At 35.5% G+C, this 19,674-nt stretch carries 16 protein-coding genes; 2 read left to right on the top strand and 14 right to left on the bottom strand.

Annotated elements, in window-relative coordinates; all coding sequences use genetic code 11:
* Positions 1 to 9: 9 nt before the first annotated feature.
* The 9 genes from JL102_RS11260 to JL102_RS11220 form a co-directional block, all read right to left on the bottom strand.
* Positions 10 to 639, bottom strand: coding sequence for a hypothetical protein (locus JL102_RS11260; RefSeq protein WP_202244496.1), 630 nt, complete (start codon positions 637 to 639; stop codon positions 10 to 12).
* A complete protein-coding gene (locus JL102_RS11255) occupies positions 640 to 1,563 on the bottom strand; it encodes a hypothetical protein (protein WP_202244495.1) in 924 nt (307 codons plus the stop codon).
* Between the two features lie 561 nt (positions 1,564 to 2,124).
* Positions 2,125 to 2,928, bottom strand: coding sequence for a hypothetical protein (locus JL102_RS11250; protein ID WP_202244494.1), 804 nt, complete (start codon positions 2,926 to 2,928; stop codon positions 2,125 to 2,127).
* 262 nt (positions 2,929 to 3,190) lie between these two features.
* A complete protein-coding gene (locus JL102_RS11245) occupies positions 3,191 to 3,820 on the bottom strand; it encodes a hypothetical protein (RefSeq protein WP_202244493.1) in 630 nt (209 codons plus the stop codon).
* A 1-nt stretch (position 3,821) separates the two neighbouring features.
* A complete protein-coding gene (locus JL102_RS11240) occupies positions 3,822 to 4,598 on the bottom strand; it encodes a hypothetical protein (RefSeq protein ID WP_202244492.1) in 777 nt (258 codons plus the stop codon).
* 124 nt (positions 4,599 to 4,722) lie between these two features.
* Positions 4,723 to 5,553, bottom strand: a complete 831-nt coding sequence (locus tag JL102_RS11235) for a hypothetical protein (protein ID WP_202244491.1) — start codon at positions 5,551 to 5,553, stop codon at positions 4,723 to 4,725.
* Positions 5,550 to 6,020 carry a hypothetical protein gene (locus JL102_RS11230; protein ID WP_202244490.1) on the bottom strand — a complete coding sequence of 157 codons (471 nt, stop codon included), beginning with the start codon at positions 6,018 to 6,020 and terminating at the stop codon, positions 5,550 to 5,552. Before JL102_RS11230 ends, JL102_RS11235 begins: the two co-directional genes overlap by 4 nt.
* Positions 6,021 to 6,369: 349 nt before the next feature.
* Positions 6,370 to 6,570: a hypothetical protein gene (locus JL102_RS11225; protein WP_202244489.1), complete on the bottom strand. Its 201-nt coding sequence runs from the start codon at positions 6,568 to 6,570 to the stop codon at positions 6,370 to 6,372.
* 24 nt (positions 6,571 to 6,594) lie between these two features.
* The gene (locus tag JL102_RS11220; RefSeq protein WP_202244488.1) at positions 6,595 to 6,831 is read right to left on the bottom strand and encodes a hypothetical protein; all 237 of its coding nucleotides are present in this window, start codon (positions 6,829 to 6,831) and stop codon (positions 6,595 to 6,597) included.
* Positions 6,832 to 7,076: 245 nt separating this feature from the next.
* Between JL102_RS11220 and JL102_RS11215 the strand changes: the two genes are divergently transcribed.
* Positions 7,077 to 7,337 (top strand): helix-turn-helix domain-containing protein, encoded by a 261-nt coding sequence (locus JL102_RS11215; protein ID WP_237390555.1) that lies wholly within the window; start codon positions 7,077 to 7,079, stop codon positions 7,335 to 7,337.
* Positions 7,338 to 7,411: 74 nt separating this feature from the next.
* Entirely contained in the window at positions 7,412 to 8,242 is an 831-nt protein-coding gene (locus JL102_RS11210; RefSeq protein WP_202244487.1) for a hypothetical protein, read from the top strand.
* Here JL102_RS11210 and JL102_RS11205 read toward each other — a convergent pair.
* The 5 genes from JL102_RS11205 to aroQ form a co-directional block, all read right to left on the bottom strand.
* Entirely contained in the window at positions 8,232 to 8,603 is a 372-nt protein-coding gene (locus JL102_RS11205) for a hypothetical protein (RefSeq protein WP_202244486.1), read from the bottom strand. The two genes, JL102_RS11210 and JL102_RS11205, sit on opposite strands and share 11 nt — an antisense overlap.
* Positions 8,604 to 8,649: 46 nt before the next feature.
* Positions 8,650 to 14,175 (bottom strand): DUF6443 domain-containing protein, encoded by a 5,526-nt coding sequence (locus JL102_RS11200; protein WP_202244485.1) that lies wholly within the window; start codon positions 14,173 to 14,175, stop codon positions 8,650 to 8,652.
* Between the two features lie 32 nt (positions 14,176 to 14,207).
* Complete coding sequence (locus tag JL102_RS11195) at positions 14,208 to 17,645, bottom strand: hypothetical protein (RefSeq protein ID WP_202244484.1); 3,438 nt, start codon at positions 17,643 to 17,645, stop codon at positions 14,208 to 14,210.
* Positions 17,646 to 18,148: 503 nt separating this feature from the next.
* Entirely contained in the window at positions 18,149 to 19,210 is a 1,062-nt protein-coding gene (locus JL102_RS11190) for an aminotransferase class V-fold PLP-dependent enzyme (protein ID WP_202244483.1), read from the bottom strand.
* Positions 19,207 to 19,638 carry a type II 3-dehydroquinate dehydratase gene (gene aroQ / locus JL102_RS11185; RefSeq protein ID WP_202244482.1) on the bottom strand — a complete coding sequence of 144 codons (432 nt, stop codon included), beginning with the start codon at positions 19,636 to 19,638 and terminating at the stop codon, positions 19,207 to 19,209. Before aroQ ends, JL102_RS11190 begins: the two co-directional genes overlap by 4 nt.
* Positions 19,639 to 19,674 lie beyond the last annotated feature (36 nt).

Raw genomic sequence — 19,674 nt, 5'->3', positions numbered from 1 at the left:
TTAATCTTTTTAATCTTTTTCTATCTCCAAAACTAAGTCATTAGGAATATTAAGTTTTTTTCGTTTCATATAATATTGAGATCTTGAATAAGGACCAAAAACAATAGATCTATCCTTATTTTTGTGATGAATTATCCAAAAGTTTAATTCCCTAGAGAAAAGATCAATGAAATAAGGATCATTTCTTAGTATGCTATCAGCTATATTTTTGCTAATAATTTTATCTGAAACACTGTTGTTAAAAGTAAATCCTTTTTTCAAAAAGCAATTTCTTAAGCTGACTAAATCAACATTGTCATTTTCATAAAAAACGTCTGTCACGACCTCTAGAGAATCCAAATTAGTTTCCTTTGAAAAATATTTGGAAACAATATAAGATAAATCTGAAGAAAAATCCTTTGAATGTGCTTCCATAGCTGGATTCTGGCTTAGAATAACAAATTCATCATTAAATTTAATATCTATGATCTTAGAACTAATACTTTGCTTAAATGGAGTATCTGACCTTAAATAAGCTGTTTCCCCATCACGACAATATGTATACCCCCCTCCGACTTCTTCATAATTATCTACACCGCCACCACATGATATGCCTATTAATAAGATAAGTAAAAAAAATAAATATGGATAACCTCTCATTTAATAGCCTCCTGTTTTCAAATAGTGATTTGTTACCTTGGATCCACGATTGTAGTTTAGGTTCCCAAAACCATCATAAATTATCATATAAGGTGTGCCATCTCCCGCATGCCAATTTCCAATTTCAGTAAATACATTTCGCCAAAAAGTACTTCTTTCTCCAATCCATGGATTTTCGGGAGCTCCGGTGTTAAAATCATAAAGTCCAGACTCAATGGTGACCATCCCGTTTCCTTCATTTCTTATCCAAATTCTTCCATGAACCATTCCATCTCTACTACCTAATAAAGTTGGAACAAGAACCCTATCAGTTCCTCTTATTTCAAAAATATTTAAATCAATATGACTTAAATCGACTAATCCTGCATCTATATGGACTTCTTCTATCCCGTTCTGACTCCAATAGCCATTAGCATCGCTTAATGTAAAAACTCCTTCATGGTAAATAATTCCACTACCTACTGCTGTTTCTAAATTAATATGCTGTTCAGTTACATACCCTGCACCCCACATATTACCTTGGGTACTATAATGTGCAGTACTCACAAATTGATAAAAAGTGCCATCTCTTCCTAATTGACCACCCAGCGCTGTGCTTATTTTATCTCTGTCGGAAGCCGTAGGCTTTTGAGCTAACTTATTGGCAAAATTGAACCTATTATTGTTAGTTACTCCGTATAAATTATTAAAACCTCTAGTACTCATCATGGCCGCATTCCTTTGTACGCCGGCTACTCCACCATGCAAAGCATGGCGGGAACGGAGTGGGAGTTCTTCAATATCTGCACGGGAAGAACTACCCATTTGTCTTGCTATATTAGCCTTTTGCTGGTCATTCATTCCACTTAGGCCATACATAGCTTTCAGTTTGCTTGCCGACAGTATAGCTACATTTCTTGAAAAGCCATCTACACTAATCGACATGTAAAGCTGATCAGTCCAATGATTACCGGATAGCGAAAAGAATCATGTATTTAAAGTGCTGGATGCATTTCTTAGGGATTATAAATCAGAAAAGCTTATGCCTCTTAAAACTTAAAAGCCCGGATCTTGCCCAGGCCTTTTATTATTCTTTTGAGTTTATGAACTACTAAAGCAATCGTTGATAACGAGCGCTAACGGAGGTTATATTAATATTAATGTGCCTATTAAAGCCAATATGATTAAAATAGTTAATAAATCTTTTGATCTATTCCTTTTTCCTTCGTAAGACTTTCGAATACTTTCTATTTTATTTTCAGAATAATATATATTATTAATTATTCCCAGAATAGGTATTCCAATGAAAAGAACATATCTCAATTCACCATTCTGAAATAAAGTGAGGTAATATTCATCACCAAAGGATATTAGTATATATACTTTAACTATCAGAAATAGTATTATCTCTTGAACTATAACCAAGATGAATTTTGCTCCTATGACAGGATCATATATACGAAGGTTCAAACTTCTCCAAAATAAATAATTAAAAACATTCATTTCTTAAAAATCATAGCTCGTAGTAACTTTAGAATCAATCCAATTTTTTGTATGAGCAGTTAAACTTGTTCCTGTAATAAAGGCTGTTCCTAAGTCAACTGCACCATAAATAACACCATAAGCAGGAAAAATTAATTGAGCAGTGGTATTTAACCCTTGAAAAATATCTCCTGCCGTTATACTCCTATCCTGAGCAATATCATATATAGTCAGGCTTGCAGAAAGAGCAGCTGGATAAGGAGCGGCATTTTTCAATACTTTTGCTTGATGTATTATATCATCCCCATTTGCAGCACCTATCTTTATTAAATTATTGTTAAAACTATTTGGCTTTGAAAATATACTTTTTTTGAGATATAAAGGTATCTTACTTCCCCCTCCAGAACCCTTGGCGCGTAGAGCAGCATCAACATAGGTTGGTGTAATACCAGCCTGAACAAGGCCTGCCGCTGCGACTATATAAGACAGATCATCAGATGTCAAATCCCATCGAAATCCCGCCGAAAGAGCTTGAATACCCTTTCCGTTTGAATTCTGATAAAAATCAATAGACATATTTCCCTTCCAGGATCCATCTTGAGTAACGGCTATAAAAGGAATACTGGTACCATATCCATCATGGGTATATCTATCATGAAATTTCCAGCCTGTTACTTCTTCTATGTCAGCACGGTCAGTACTACCTAATTGACTTGCAAAACTGGCTCTTTGCTGGTCATTCATTCCACTTAGGCCATACATAGCATTCAGTTTGCTTGGAGACATCATAGCTACATTTCTTGAAAAGCCATCTACACCAATCGACATGTAAAGCTGATCAGTCCAATGATTACCGGATAGCGAAAAGAATCATATATTTAAAGTGCTGGATGCATTTCTTAGGGATTCTAAATCAGAAAAGCTTATTCCTCTTAAAACTTAAAAGCCTGGGACTTACCCAAGCTCTTTATTATTCCATTAATTTCGTGAATTATTAAAGAACTCGTTGATAACGATCACTAAAAGAGGCCTGCATAACCACCATGCGAAGCATGGCGGCAACGAAGAAGCTAGTATGAACAGTTGAAAATTAATTTACAAACCAACTAATAAGTTCACCTTTTGGGTTAAATAGGAAATATAAATCATATGTCTCAAACATCGGGTGATAGTATTTACTAATACTTATTTGAACATAGTCCTTATCATTATACCCTGATAGATGTCTTCTAACTTGTACCAATAAATTAATTGTATCTTTCGGTAATTCTTTTTGATTTGAATACGTTACATTCTCAGGTAACTTGAGAATCTTTACTTCTTTATCATTAATTTTTCTATAATTTTTTTCAAGCACTTTTGATTCTCTTTTTATACTATCAAAAAACATATAAATTAAATCAACGCTACCCAAAAAAGGCTGGGTTCTTTCTTCCACAACAGAATCGACATACATTTTAAATCCTCCTAAAAATCCATTCTTTAGATAAAGTCCCGAATCTATTTCTATTGAGTTTGGCAACAATAATTCTCCCATATTTTGTTCATTCTTTAATTCATCAGGAAAAATATTTCTATGTAAATATAAGCTATCTATAAAAAAATTAAATGCCTTTTGTTCAATGCTAGACTCATAAATATCATTTTCCCTTACTGATTCCGTACAGCCAGTAAACAACAACAGAATAACAATAAAATAGTAGTCTCTACACTTCTTCATACTAATAAGGATATGGTGTTTGAAAATTAAGTCCCGTATTGTAGCCTTGTATATAACCTTTTAGGTTGTTCATAAATTTAAGTGCATCATTAAATTGAGCCCCTCTACTGTTATACATTTCTCCCTTACTTATATGAATAGTAAGATGTACTGGCCCCCATGAAAAGTGCACATTAGCCCCTAATGCATCTCCTACATACTTCCCCTTCGCAACCCCAGGAGTTGAAATAGAGCTTAGGCTAGACCCAAAAACTCTACGCTTACTTCCGTGATCTAAAACGTTTACAATTACATTTTCACCTGCAATAATATATGTTTTCGTATGAGATTGTAAACCTCCCCAGTTCGCTTTGCGAGCCTGCCAACTCATAGTCTCTGGATCCACTAAATCACTTCCTGCATAAGTTCCTGATTGCCCACTATTCTCATAGACATCCCACAATTTTCGTAAATTATGCATCAATTGTTCTCCTGCATCACTTTTTCGCAAATCGACACGATTAAATGGACCATCCTGAACCTTCCAATTCTCCGTCCAATTTAACGAAGTACCATAAGGAGTAGTAACCGTAGAGTAATAGCCATCATTTCTGTAAGTAACTGCCTCACCACTTGCATAAGCTTGGTTCCATATTTTTTGCCTTTTATAGTTGTCTCGGTATTCTAAAGTACTCTTTCCATACCTATTCTTAAAATTATGTCCACTCATCATAGCCGCATTCCTTTGTGCGCCCACCGCGCCGGCCTGGGCCCAGTGCCCAGCCCAATACGCACTCACAGATGTGCCATTGAACGTATAGCCGAACTTGAAAATAGCACGCCCACCGCTAAGTGGGTATCCTTAGGAACAGGTGAAATCTGTAGCTCCACCATGCAAAGCATGGCGGGAACGGAGGGGTCTCCTAATCAATAGCTTCTATTCTCAACTCATCTCTCTGACTTACTTCTTCAAAACCTATTAAATCGTTACCTAAAATAGTCTTTTTAAAATAGAGAGTATCCTCTACTATACCAGTAAATATACCTTTTATATTTACTTTTTCTCCATTAGAAAGTTTAAAATCAGGATTAAGAATTACTCCTAGTCTTATCACTTTAGTGGTATCACTGATCCCTCTTCCAAAAAATTGGTCTGATGACTTAAAGAGTTGTACATCTATACTTATAAATTTAGATTTTAACTCATTACTTACTTTGCTTATGACTTTTGGTATTCCAAAATTTCTAAAAATTGGCTCATCACCAATTGAACGGTATATTAAAAGATCTTTTTCTTCCAGCTTATCATCGTCATAAGAGAGAGCACTAATCTTATAAATAGGAATTTCCGTAGTATCTTGTAACGTATAATGCCTGCCTGTACTAGTGCTCAGAGTTTGGTCAACACCTTCACTGATTAAGTAAAAACCCCTCGGTATTGAATCTTTCACATTAGCATATATTGGAAGATATAAATACTCATTATTTTGTTTATTGAAAGGATCTTTTATTTTGGTTTTGAACCGGTTGTCATATTCCTTTATATCAAAAATTGAATCGAGATGAGCTAAACTTTTGGGATATGAACCATATTGCCAATAATATTCTAATATTGCACTATATATAAGTAAATTAGAACGCTCGTAATCTATGGCAGCCCTAGCTTCAATAAACTCTTCTTTTGTCAATTTTTTATCACAAGAAACTAACAAAAGTAATAGAAATAAGGGTGTTATTGATTTTAATAATCTCATTTTGGATTTAATATGTTTAACATTATTTTATAGTATTCCCCTGAAACATTAAAATTCAGTACCCTTAAAGGATAGTTTGGAGGGTTGGCATAATTTCCTGGTGCTGCATCATAATAAAAAATCGCATTACCATTGAAACCATTTATTGGAGCTTCATGATTATTCTCTATGAGAGTAACATTTCCTCCAAAACCATTTTCATAATCTAAAACTAAATTAAAAGTTACAGGAATTGTTTGCTCTCCTACTACAATATTTGCATTAAAATAGAGTGATTGAGGAGAAGCGGCATTTGCATGAGTTTGCTTTTTAGAAGGGACTTTAACTTTTAAATTCAAAAAATATTCATTTAAGTCAAATGATGTTTCACCAGCTTTCCTGGTTTCTCTAATAGCCTTTATTGTTTGGACTATAACACGACTATTACTACTATTCATAATATCAACCTTACCTGTTTTGATTTCCAAATCTTCAGCTTTATACCAGTTTTCTAATCCATCACCGGTATAATTCTCTTGAAAGCCCGGGACTTGCCCAGGCTCTTTTATTATTCAATTAGTTTCGTGAACTAATAGAAACTCGTTGATAACAGTCCGCTAACTACTAAAGGAATATGAGGAAGGCTTTCATAATTAGCGATTTAATCCCGTCTCTACATTGTCTCGCCCTGAAAAAATTCTTTCTCGATTTTTGTTAGCAACTAACATATAAGTCAATATGCTCAATGCCAAACAGAAAATAATGATGTAGCCACCTTTTTTATCCGTTTTAAATCCATAGTTTAAAAATTTCTCGGGCTTCACCAAAAAGTGATAGTTAAACAACCATAGTAAAACCAAAAAAACTAAAAACCCGCTCAACCCAGTCACCTAGGAAATAATCTCCTGAAGCAATAAGGTTACCAGCCGCCCCTGTAAAGAACAGCAAATCAGGCCCTTTTTCAACAATATAATTTGCATCATGACCTGTGTCAATCCAAGGTCCATCTGCTCCTACTAGTCTATTGGTGACCCACATAGCTCCATTACCTACTGCTGCTTCTTAATTAATATGCTGTTCAGTTACATACCCTGCACCCCACATATTACCTTGGGTACTATAATATGCAGTACTCACAAATTGATAAAAAGTGCCATCTCTTCCTAATTGACCACCCAGCGCTGTGCTTATTTTATCTCTGTCGGAAGCCGTAGGCTTTTGAGCTAACTTATTGGCAAAATTGAACCTATTATTGTTAGTTACTCCGGATAAATTATTAAAACCTCTAGTACTCATCATGGCCGCATTCCTTTGTACGCCTACCGCACCGGCCTGGGCTCATTGACCAGCCCAATACGCACTCATACAAGTTCCCTTGAACGTATAGCCGAGCAGGTACGCGTTGAAAATAGCGAGCCCGCAGCTAAGTGGGTATACTCACAAGCAGGTGAAATCTGTAGCTCCACCATGCAAAGCATGGCGGGGACGGAGGATTACTTTTTATCTTATAATTACGTATTTTTGATAAAAGCATCTTATCAGATATGAATACGGGTAAAATAATCGCTGACCTGAGGGAACAAATGGTATGGTCGCAGACTGATCTGGCTAATAAAAGTGACGTTTCAAGGGTGATGATTGGTAAGTATGAACGTGGTGAGGCCAGCCCTTCTATTGAAGCTGCTAAAAAAATTGCTGATGCTTTTGATGTTTCTCTTGATTATCTGGTATGTGAAGGACAGAACGCAAAGTTTGACAAAAAAACTCAAGAGGATTCAGGATCTGGAACTGCTCGAGGCCGATAAAAAGAAAATACTTTTTGACCTCATTGATACCTACATTCGTGATGCCAAAACAAGACAGGCCTATTCATAAAAATATGCGACTACTAAGCTACTTTACTCTTTTAACTATCTTTCATTCAATAAAGGTTTATGGACAAGATGACAAGTCTATAAAGCTAACCCCCTTTTTTAAAGAGAGCCAGACGAAAAGTTATCAAATTACATCTACCTCTAAAACTTCCACGAAGGACGGCCATTACGAAGTTTTTAATTCAAAAATTAAAGATGTCATTGTAAAGGTCACCAAGGTAACAGCTGCTCAATCTCATATTGAATGGACTTACGATAGGGTTATGTTTGTCGATTCTACAGAACAGAATGACCCTTTTACTTATCTTATTAATACATTGAATAAAAGAATGACTATCAAATATGTAGTTGATTCAAAAGGTGTAATTCAGGCCATTTCAAATTCAGAAGACCTTAAATCTCAGACTAAACAGCAAATTGATGGATTCGTAAAGCAACTAAGTCAGAGCGATAATTATGATGAATCATCAATTGAGGCATTTAAGTTTCAACTTGATATGATGCTATCGTCTCAAGAGCTTTTTGATGCATTAATTCTTGAGGATGTTTACAAGTTTCATGAGCTATACAGTTTGTCCTTTCAAAAAGGCCGCAAAGTACTTGTCCCGGAGAAAGGTACGCCTACAGACAGCTATTCTATAGAATTGATATCTAGCAATCAAAACGAAGTTCAGTTATTTGGTGAACTCGTCAGTTCATTTAGTGATAAAAAAGGGCAGAAAAAATACGAATTTAATCTGCCCTCTTATTGGCTGGAACACTACTCAGCAAAATGGCATGTTACTGTACCAGTAAATGTATCATATTCTTATTCTATTGAGCAGGTTAATCCTTGATAATAACCTCCCAATCCATATTCTCCAATTCTTTTTCAGTAAATGAATGCTTTGTGTAAATATGCTTCTTGATCAAAGTGTCCACGCTTTGATATTTGCGTAGGCTATCTATGCTATACACAAATAAATTAAGCTTCTGATTTTTAGAATCAGCAATAAAAAAAGACCACCCCTTTGTGCTACCTGGCTTTACTAAGTTCTCACTCCCCCCCGGAGGAATGGCATTATTAAAATGATAATCAGTGACATTAACTTCCGACAAGTTAGGAGTTATGTCTAAGCCTGTAGAATATGATATCTCATGATCAGTTGAATTTTTAATCCAAAGACGAGTGTCATAATAATCACATGAAGTCATCATTATTATTAAAAGCAAAATACTAAATGAAATCCTCATCTCTAAAAATTTACCGTCCATAAAAATCAAAAGGAGACATTGGTGGATAGCTAGGGTTTGTAAATGATGGAGCTATTGGATAATTAACTGTATCCCATGTAGCGGAAGTATCTCCAAAATACTGATATGACAGAAAATTAGCCGTCCACTCTGTCCAATTACTCTGGTGATCACCTATTCCATGATTAGCTGAATTGGCACTTTCCAAACTTGTCATTGCCATCTTAGTATAAAAGGTCGCTCCAAATTTCCTGTATTGTAGAATATGTCCAAATTCATGCTTCAGCAACTGTACATTATACTCATCTTTTGGATTCACAAATATACCAGCCCCAGGCACTGTAAATGCCGCCCTATTCTTTAATGATCCAATCTCACTAGTATTAACCCTTACCCCTTCAAAATATGTCTGACCATCAGCCCTTGACCCGGTAAACGGTCTTTCAGTGACCCTAAAACCATCCGCCTGAGGAAATGGATCCCCTCCATCCTGAACCTTCCAATTCTCCGTCCAATTTAACGAAGTACCATAAGGAGTAGTAACCGTAGAGTAATAGCCATCATTTCTGTAAGTAACTGCCTCACCACTTGCATAAGCTTGGTTCCATATTTTTTGCCTTTTATAGTTGTCTCGGTATTCTAAAGTACTCTTTCCATACCTATTATTAAAATTATGTCCACTCATCATAGCCGCATTCCTTTGTGCGCCCACCGCGCCGGCCTGGGCCCAGTGACCAGCCCAATACGCACTCACAGATGTGCCATTGGAGGAGCCTCCACCACCAACTCCGCCTTCAGAAGTATCAAAACCAGTAAGTGGTGTCCAGCCATTTTCGAATAATCCTGAGGGATCATTAAACATTACAGGGTTATTAAATCCGTATCTGTAGGGAGAAAGTGAGGGGGCGTTACCCGCTAATGCATCAGCTCCATAAAACCGACCTAAAGCAGGGTCGTAACTTCTAAAAGAAGTTTGATAGGTTTGAGTAGTTTCATTCCATCTGCTTTCTCCATTGTATAAAAACTCATTTTTTAAGTTATTGGGTCTCACCCAGCTACTACTTATCATTCCGTATGGGTAGTAATCGTTCTTTTGTATTACGGGGTGTTCTTCTACGGTTATTTTCAGATCATCAAAATATACCTCTGTGAGGTTGGCAGATTCATTACTAAGGTATATCAAAATATGACCATTGCCTGGAGATACAAATTTATCAATTTCTAAAACATCATAGCTATTACTTTTAGCCTCTCCAGCATACTGAGTAGCATTCGCATTGATCTGATCATAAGCAAAACTGGAATTGTGCTTTAGGTCTATGCTTTCGTCATTAGGCAAAAACATAAGGTTCAGAAATGCTTTTGGAGCATCATCATTTTCAAGAGGAAACCCTGTTGTACCTATTATGGTGCCTGCACTAAAATTCTGATTAATAGTACTAACGCCAGTTTCACCTCCTATGATAGAGCCTCCACTAAACATATTGGCTAATACCGTTCCTATAGGGAGTGTTGCATCTGAAATGTTCCCGGGTTTTGCTAAATATTTAGCATATACCCTGGCCGAAATCTTATCTCCCTCACCTACCGGAATAGAAATAACTGAGCCTAATTGGCTGCCTTCACCACCAGTAATTAGCTGTGAATGGGTATATAAGCTGCCTTCGTCCGTATGATCAAAAATATCGTTAGAGATAGATTCAGTGTTTTCAAATAAAGCTTCGTCGTCATCACTTCCCTCATAATTTAAGTTGAAATCCCACACTTTTGGAGCTGAGGTGAATGATACTCGGCTATTGCCCTGATAATCTTTTAAATCGTACTCATAAACCCATTTTTCTATAGTTTCATCATATACTGCTCTGCCCTCAGCATGTTTGATGAATTCTACTTTATTATTTTTAATAAAAAACATTCCGTTGTAAATGACTTCATTAACTAATTGTCCATTTTTATCGTATTCATTAAATCCTAATTTCTGTCCATCTGCAGCATATCTATACACCAGCCTGCTACCCTGTTCTGTTAATATTTCTTTAGGCTGATTAAAAATATTATAAGATATACTTATAATTCCATGGGTAGGATCGCTAGTCACATTGCCTTCCTTGTCGTATTCAAAAAGCTCTTCTTTTTCACTTCCTCTATAGCCTAAGCTCTTTACTACATCCTCTGCGTTATCATTTACGCTCAGCAATTTATTGTGATCCACATTGTGGTAATTATAATTCAATTGGTCAATTTCTACTCCTTCGGCATTATATCTGGATAGTGAACGAATGTTGCCGTTTTTGTCATACTCTACATTTTTCAATGCATTAACATTGTTTTGTGCCATAGCATCTTTTAACTGAGATATTTGATCATAATTATAGGCATATGCCAGTTGTTCTCCTCCTGGTGTGGTACCTTTAGACCATTTTATGCCGCTTATATTACCATTATATAAAGGGTTACTGCCATGTACGCCATTAGAAGTGTTATAAGCAATGTCCATCCCAAAAAAATCAGTCCACACTAAATTATCGTCATCTTCATGATTTAGCAAGTCAATATGATTAATATTTGTGAGCCAACCCTTTATATTATATTTATAATCTATTGACTGTAAGAAACCATCTTCTCCTTCATGTAACATTTTTTTGTTTAGCCTGCCAAGTTCATCGTATTGATTATAAGCGATTAGCTTAGGAGGAGCCGCGTCATTACCTTCCGTGCCATTGTATATCTTATGTAGATATTTTTTTAGCCTGCCCATGTGGTCGTATTGAAATTGTTCAGTCACTTCAAAGTCTTGTCCGTTGAAGTCGTACATGTTACTAATTCTTGCAGTAACTTTATTATCAAAAGTATATTTATAAGACACCTTATTAAAACTCCCATAAGCGTTATCTGTCACGGTAGCTTCCATTCGGTATTTATCATCATAAAATACTACAGATTGTAACCAATTAGGAGAACCCAGTTCCTTTTTTCTGTAGGCAGTGACTATTCCTTTTGTGGCTTTATTAAATTCGTTGGAATTTGAATATTTGCTGTTATAGGGAGTTACATCCCAAGGTAGGTCGTAATCGTCGTAATATACTTCAGACATCACGGTTATGTTAGTTAAAGGAAAAGAATTGTTACTATATCCTGATGGTGTTCTTTCCTCATGTTTGGCGTTAACTATAGTGATGGAGGCATTATTACTATAGATGGCGAAGTCAACAAATACCTCTCCTTTACAAGATTTTCTTGAAGTATAGAATGTTTCATTATTTTTCTGATATACTATGGAGTTGTTTACACGATGTATAGAAAAAATATCAGAGTTATTGTAGGCTATAGAAGTTGGTTTCGTTTTCTTTCCACTTTCGTAGATAGCGATCTTCCCATTAAGCATAAAGTATATAGCAAATTCAATTGACTGATAAGAAAAGTCTTTTTTATCTCCTTTAGTAGAAAAACCTACCATTATTGCTTTCTTACTTTGGTTTGCTTTTACGTATAAACTGCCTTCTTCCCCTTCTTTCAAGTACGTGGAAGATGCTCCTCCACTATTTTTCCACTGGGTTGGTGTAGTTTTGGTTATAGTATTACCATTATATTGAATCCCTTCCATTTCTTTCCATTGCAAGTTGTTTTTATAAAAGTTATCCACTTGCTTTTGAAGCGAGCTTCTATCACTGTCTGTTTTATATAAACCTGAGGCTACTTTTCTTCCCAAAATATCATGTTTCACATATATCCATTGCTTCTCATCGTCAGTTAATAGGTTTGCACTTTGTACTAAAATAGGCCTGTCCTGATGATCATATACCACATTGGTTTTGTCTTTTCCCGGGTTTTTATAGCTTATTACTCTATTCTTAAGGTCGTAATTATATTGAAAAGCATGGGCGTCAATTTGTTCTTGACTTGGTTGAGTATTTCCTTCTTCTAAGCGAGATACTAGCTCTGGCTGGAGGATATAACTTAATCTATCAAGATCATCGTAAATGAAATATGTTTTAGCTCCAACGGCATTTTTAGTTACTAAAGTTTGGCCGAGTAAATTACTGTAAGCATAACTTTCATTACCCATTTCATCTTTGTTATAACTAATTTGCAAAGTTCCTGCTTCATAATATCCTTTTCTTAAAAACTTACCAGCTTCATCAATTATCCATTTAATGATTTTTTCTGTTCCGTCATTGAGATGATAATCATAGGTTCTTTCATGCCCACTTCCTATCTGCCAATCTTTTCCTACAGATGAAGATTGAGTCACTTTATCATAAGGAGAGTCCTCATAAATTATTTCTTCGAATAAAGCCTTTTTATTCTCACCATTGTCATGGTCGTTATAAAATTCTTCTAATTCTCGTTTCCAAGCCGTTCTGTATTCAGAGGTGTTGCTATTAGATGAGTAAGGGAGGTATGTTTTCTTGTTTTTATTATTGCGCGAATAAGTATACCCTTGGATCATATCTTTGCCATCTGGAGCACCTCCTACTATTATATCCTGAGACTTTCTTTTATATTCATCATAATAGCTTATGGAGACATTTTTCTTGCCTTCATAGTCTTGACTCTTAACTTCTTCTATAGTTTTGATGCCATCTATTTGTATGTGATGAGAGGCACTATAAGAAATATTATTACTTTTATTTAGATCTTCAACTCTAAAATAATCTGAGCGTATTTTTACTCCTTGCGAATTTCCTACTACTACATGATAATATCCTTCTTTAAAGGCTTTGTAAACTGCATTAGTGGCTCCCGAAATATGCTTTCCATTAAAGTACCATTGATAGGTTGTGTAGGTTGTATTTAAAGCCATGTCTACATATGGCTTTTTAATACTTATTTTATTTTCCCCTACAGCCTTAATTACCGGTAGGGTATATGGTGTGTTTATGGATACATTCACCGATGAAGCTCCGCTCCAACAGCCTGTAGAGTTATTTCTGGCTCTTAAATAGTAATAACCACTTTTATATACAGCCAAATAATTGGCGCTATTAGAGGTGCTGGTGCCTGAAGGTGAGTTTTGCCAATAAGAACCATAAGTTTTACTTAATATTGTATAACCTGGCCTCGATTCTAATATCTTAGGGGCAGGTGGTTTGGAAACAGGCTGAATCTCAACGTATGCGCTTGCTGCTGGTCCCCACTGTTTACTATATTTTCCATAGCCTCTCAAATAGTATCTGCCTGAAGTGGTTACAGTTTTATTTTTATAGCTATAAGACTTACTAGTACCATTAGCAGAGGTTTGCCAATACCATACGTCTTTACTATCAGGTGTACCATTCCAGCTTAAAGTTCGAGAGCTATTACATAGTGATCCGGATACGGAGAAACTAGGCTTCTCAGGTATGTGTAAATTTCCATTTCCGGGGTATGTAGGTCTACCGTCACCAGGATCACAACCTCCTACGCAGGGAGGTGGCTCTCGGTAGATTTGATAATTTGTGGAGGTGGAATCATTATTTTGATTAACCTGAGAGAAAGAATAATGAAAATTAAAACATAAAAGTGCTAGTAATACACTTAGGTAATAGTATTTCATATTTATATTTTTAAACTTATTATCTTATTTAGTTAATTAAGGCAGTTTTTGTCAGGGGCTATGTTCGTTGCGCTGGATGCAGTGTTACCAAAATCATCTCGTACAGTGCATTTTATGGTGCCTCTGCCCATATAGGGGAAAATGGCCCTGGCACTAGTAGAAGACAGCTTTTGTCCGTTGTAACTATACACCCATTGATATGAAAGGCTGCCGCAGGTATTGGTAGGAATGGCGGTGAAATTCAATTGATCTCCACTGCAAAATCGAGTAAAACTGCCGCCGTGAGTCATAGACTTGATAGATATGGATGGTTTAATATCTTCCACTCTGATATTTACTTCTTTCGTAACCGTAATAGGGGCATAAAATCCATTTTCATCAGAAACCTTACACTTTACAAAAATTTTCGAGGTACAATAATTAGCTTTAAAAGTATAGTAACTTTCATAATGCTCTATGTTGATAGGAATGGTCTTGTTGCCTGCAACTATATACCACTCGAAACTTAAGCTTCCGCAGCCACCATTTGCAACAACTTCACTAGTTACATCATACCCGAAATTCACACTCACTTTAGAGTCCATCATAATTGCTTCTATTGGTTTTGTGTCATCATAATTGCAGTCACTAGGGAATTGGGCTCTATTTCGATCATAATACTCTAAAATATTGGCCTCATTATCTCTGACTATTTCTAAGTCTCCATGAGAATCATATTCGAAAAATATTGAATATCCATTTTGATCAGTTTCGGAAAGCTTATGGCCGTATTCATCGTAGGTTGAAGTTTGAATATGACTTTTTCTTGGATAGACCTTCACTTCATCTATAGCTTCCCCTTTCTTAATAGTGGGAGTGTAGTCGACTTGCTCATAATTCCATTGATTATTTTCATAGTAATAATAAGATAAAATATAGCCTTCGCTGTCTTCCGGCACAAATGGAACCTGAAACTCTTCTGCTACTAAGCACTTATCTCCATATTTTGCCGTTATGCTTAGAGATGGCTCTATGTTATCACTCTCAAAGCCATTATAATATATATCATCACTAGTTGCATTGTATGCAACAAATACGCGTGACCCAAATTCATAATCTGATAAAAAAGCTTGATCTGGTTTGCCTTTATGTTTTATATCACTTACACTTCCTTCTTTATCGTACACATAACTAGATAGCCATTTGTAATTTTCTGCAGAAATATCAGGCACATCAGATGAGGGAGCTTCTTCTCCTGTATTTTCCCAAACGTATATAGAGGAAGGTAAAATATACCCTCTGCTATGATTAGCATCATAAAGATCATAATTGGTTATGCTGCCACTAGTCTTAAAGAAAACCTCCTTGTTATTTCTTTTTTTGTAAGACGAAGTTTCTACAACATATGATAGCATATTTCTAGCTATCATTTCTGAAAAAACCGCCTTGTCTGGGTAATTCTTTGTATACGTATAGGTTGCTTTGGATTGATTCAAATCAGGGTAAGTGGTAAGTTCTTCTTTCAGTAAAAAACTGTCATCGTAGCTATACTCTGTGGATAACTTACTCTCTATCTGGCGTTCAGGGTCTATTTTGGTAATGATTGAATTACTAAGAATGCTGTTTTTTACCGTGATATTATAAGTCTGATAGCCTGAAATCTCATCAATACTCATATTGTTGATCAATTGTTTTTTGTAAAGTTTATCTAAGGTGTTTTGCGGAGATTTTTGTTCTGTATAATCGTAAAATATAGAATTAATTCCTCTTAAAGCAGGTTTGTTTAGTTCGGTGTAATTGAATTTTTGACGTTCAATGGTTAAGTATTGCTGGCCCACTTTTTTATATAAGATCTTTTCAGAGAGTTTACCACCTGAAAAGTCTAATGAGTAAATAGGGCTATAAAAAGCTTCTTTGTAATAGCCTTGCTCATGAGATTCGCCAATTTGAGGAATTGTATATTTATACTTTATTTTACCTCTTCCTGAACTAGATACATTTACCTCATCATAATATACCTCGTAGCCACCCAAAAATTTATCGTATATAGAGCCTACGTGTTTTTGAGTGATCAAACCTTGAGATTTTGATAGAGGACGGTCTACCCATCTTGAGGAAGATATGGTTAAATAATTGTCATAGGAGGCTAACATTATAGATGCATCTCCGTTTATTCTTTTATATTCATAAGTGGTTGAATAATTGTCTTCTGCACCGCTAACAATTGCTTCTGATAGTTTTACACCTAGGTCTGCATATTGTCGGAAATAACGATCGGCAAATCCGGAAAGATCGTGCTCCGTATATAGAAATCTTTCCTGTTTCCCATCATTATATTCAATGGTATTGATGGTGTGGTCTCCGTGAGCAATGGAGGAGCTAAGTTTTTGTGAGGATATCGGTTCGTGATTGTTTTGATCAAAATGATATACATATTCTAAATCAAACGGGCTGGCATTTCCATTATAGAAAAATTTAACTTCAGCTATTTGATTTTGACCTCCGAGTATTTCACTTTTGCCGTTAACTATATCATCATGCTTTAAGCCATTACTATAGAGCCAAATGGAACTAATTAGTTTTTCACTTAGTGAGGGTGAATTAGAATAACTTATGCCAATGTGCTTACTAACAGTAGAGTTCTTAATTTCGATTGAGATCAATTTAGGTACGTTATAGGAGCCTTCAACTTCAGCTTCATATAGGGGGTGATGATAGTTCTTTGTAAAATTTCCGGACTCATTTTCTGCCTGTCTTTTTTGAATGGTGCTACTGTATTTAAAATTAAGAGTATCTCCCATGGGAGATACGATACGACTTAAATACCAGGATGAGACTAAACCTTCATAATTACCTGTTTTGCTTAAAAACTCTAACGCTTTTTCTTCACCGAAAAAATAAGTATAGCCTTGGTTATCTGTCACCTTCCATGCCCCCAGTTGCGAAGATGGAATAATGAATTTTAGACCAAGAGTTTCATCTGTTAATACTTCGCCGTCTTTAGAAAGCATAAGTTTACTTTCATAACCATTAAAATTGAAATAGAAGAGATCTGGTCCTGCATCGATATCATTAGTTAGCAGTTTTAATTTGTTGGTATCATTTAATTCCATACTATTTACTTCACCACCCTTAGCATACCCATTATCAGATAAATCATCAATGCCATGGATTACTCTTGTAATTAATCCAGTGCCCTGTAGAGACCAACCTCTGCCAAATACACTCGTGTTTTTTGAGTTTTTGATGTGATGTCGCAAAAACAGTGGGTAATCAATGTCTTTTCCGGTAATACTGAATAAGGGTATCGTAATGTCTGGAGCACCTGTAAAGTTGCCTGTTGGGTAAGCAATATGTTTTACCAAAAATTCAGACTGAGGAGAAGGTAGAACTGTTTTTGTAAATACATGTCTGTCTTGGGCATGTAGGATCTCACTAAAAATTAAAAAAAGAAAAATGAATAATAATCTTTTATTATTAATAAAATACATGGTAGGGTTAATTGATATTAAAGATCAAACATAAAAAAATAATTGCATATTAATAGTTTTTTTAAGCAAATTATACATACTATAAATAAAATTAATTATATTATTAATTGTGTTTGAGGATCTTGAGAAATCAGATGTTTGATGCGATCATGCTTAGCCTGAAAAATTATGTGTTCTATTTAACCCTTTAGCTCATCAAAAATTCTTCTATGAAATTAATTTTCTTGGTTTTAGGATAGACTAAACGATTAGCTTTCCTACAAGTGGATAATATTGTTTTGGGAAGTTTGGGAGGAAATGATTCTTGTATTAGAATCATTTTTACTTCAGTAGGTGGAGATATTGAAAAATAGTGATGCCTTTTGTGTTTAATTATTCACGGTTGTTTGACACTATTAATCGAAAAATCCCCAAAAATAAGTCTTCTTACCTTATTTTTGGGGATTTTCAATATGTGATTTTGATTGATATTTGTGGCTCTCCATAACAAGGAAGAACCCTTTTTAAAGATTCTTCCTTAAAAACTTCTTCAGTGTTTTTACTTCGTCTTTTTTTATTGCTGGGAAGTTAGCTATTCTAAAGGAGTCAACTTTGTTAGCTCCATAGCCATTGCCGAGTATGATTCCTTCCTGAGCTGCTTTTTCTTTTAGCTCTTGCACTTTATCAGGATCTCCTTTTATTACTAATACAGTATTAGATCTTACATCTTCATTTTCTATAAGCCAGGTATAATCTTCGCTGGCGTCATCTACTAGCTCAGCGTAAGCTTTAAACCTCTTTTTTAGTTTTTTCTCCACTTTTAAAATTTCTTTTCTGCTTTCCATAACACGCATTAGCAGATAGATGCCCATTACATTAGGAGTATATGAAGTTTGGTAGTCTCTCATTTTATCAATCATAAATGTGAGACTGTTATAATGATTGCCTTTTTTTAGCTCCTGAGCTTTGGCAATAGCATTAGGGGAGCATACCATTATACCTAAACCTGCAGGTAAACCAAAACATTTTTGTACAGAGGCATACCAGATATCGGCATTACTAAAGTTTAATGCTGCACCAGCCATAGAAGAGGTAGCATCAACACCTATTAAATGATTGGGGTATTTCTTTCTTAACTTGCCTATTCTGGCATTAGAAATCTGAGTGCCATTAGAGGTCTCATTCTGTGTTATACAGATTAGTCCTGTTTCTGATGATAAGTCCAGCTCACCAGTTTTCAATTCCTGCTCTTGATCAAACTGATATCCAATAGCGTAAGGATTGATTTTTTTAGTATAATCAAACCATTTTTCTCCAAAAGCACCACTGTAGAAGTGGTAGCTATTGGTATCTATTATGGATTGTGCTATAATCTCCCAGCATTCTGTAGCTGAAGAGGTGAAGAAAATAGTATAACTCTCAGGTATATTGAGCCTGTCTTTTAGTAATCCTACGGTTTTAGCACACATTTTCATAAAAGCATCGCTTCTATGGTTTATGCTTAGTATCCCTTTGTCATACGCGGCTTGCACATAAGCGGGAATATTTTCGTCCACACGGGAGGGCCCGGGGTAGAAATTGATCATGAATTTTGCTTTTTATTAAGAAGATAAGTGATAGCCAGCAGGTAGCCTTCAAGACCCAGTCCTGAGATCATCCCGATACATTCTTTGCTAATAATACTTTTATGTCTGAACTCCTCTCGGGCATAAATGTTCGAGATATGTACTTCTATTACCGGTGTGGTAACAGCTGCAATAGCGTCAGAAATAGCTACAGAAGTGTGGGTATAAGCGCCTGCATTTAAAATGATACCATCATAACTAAAGCCTACTTCTTGGATTTTACCCACCAGTTCGCCTTCAATGTTAGATTGAAAGTACTCCAATTCATTGTCACTGAAGTTTGATTTCAATGTGTTGAAAAAACTTTCAAAATCCTGATTCCCATATACTTCTGGTTCTCTTTTTCCCAAGAGGTTTAGATTAGGGCCATTAACTATTAATATTTTCATGATATCTTTAAAGTCGCATTCAAAAATACAGTTATT

This window comes from Fulvivirga sediminis, assembly GCF_016757215.1.
Classification (GTDB): Bacteria; Bacteroidota; Bacteroidia; order Cytophagales; family Cyclobacteriaceae; genus Fulvivirga; species Fulvivirga sediminis.
The sequence above is the reverse complement of the archived record's forward strand: the minus strand, read 5'-3'. Positions and strand labels throughout refer to the sequence as shown.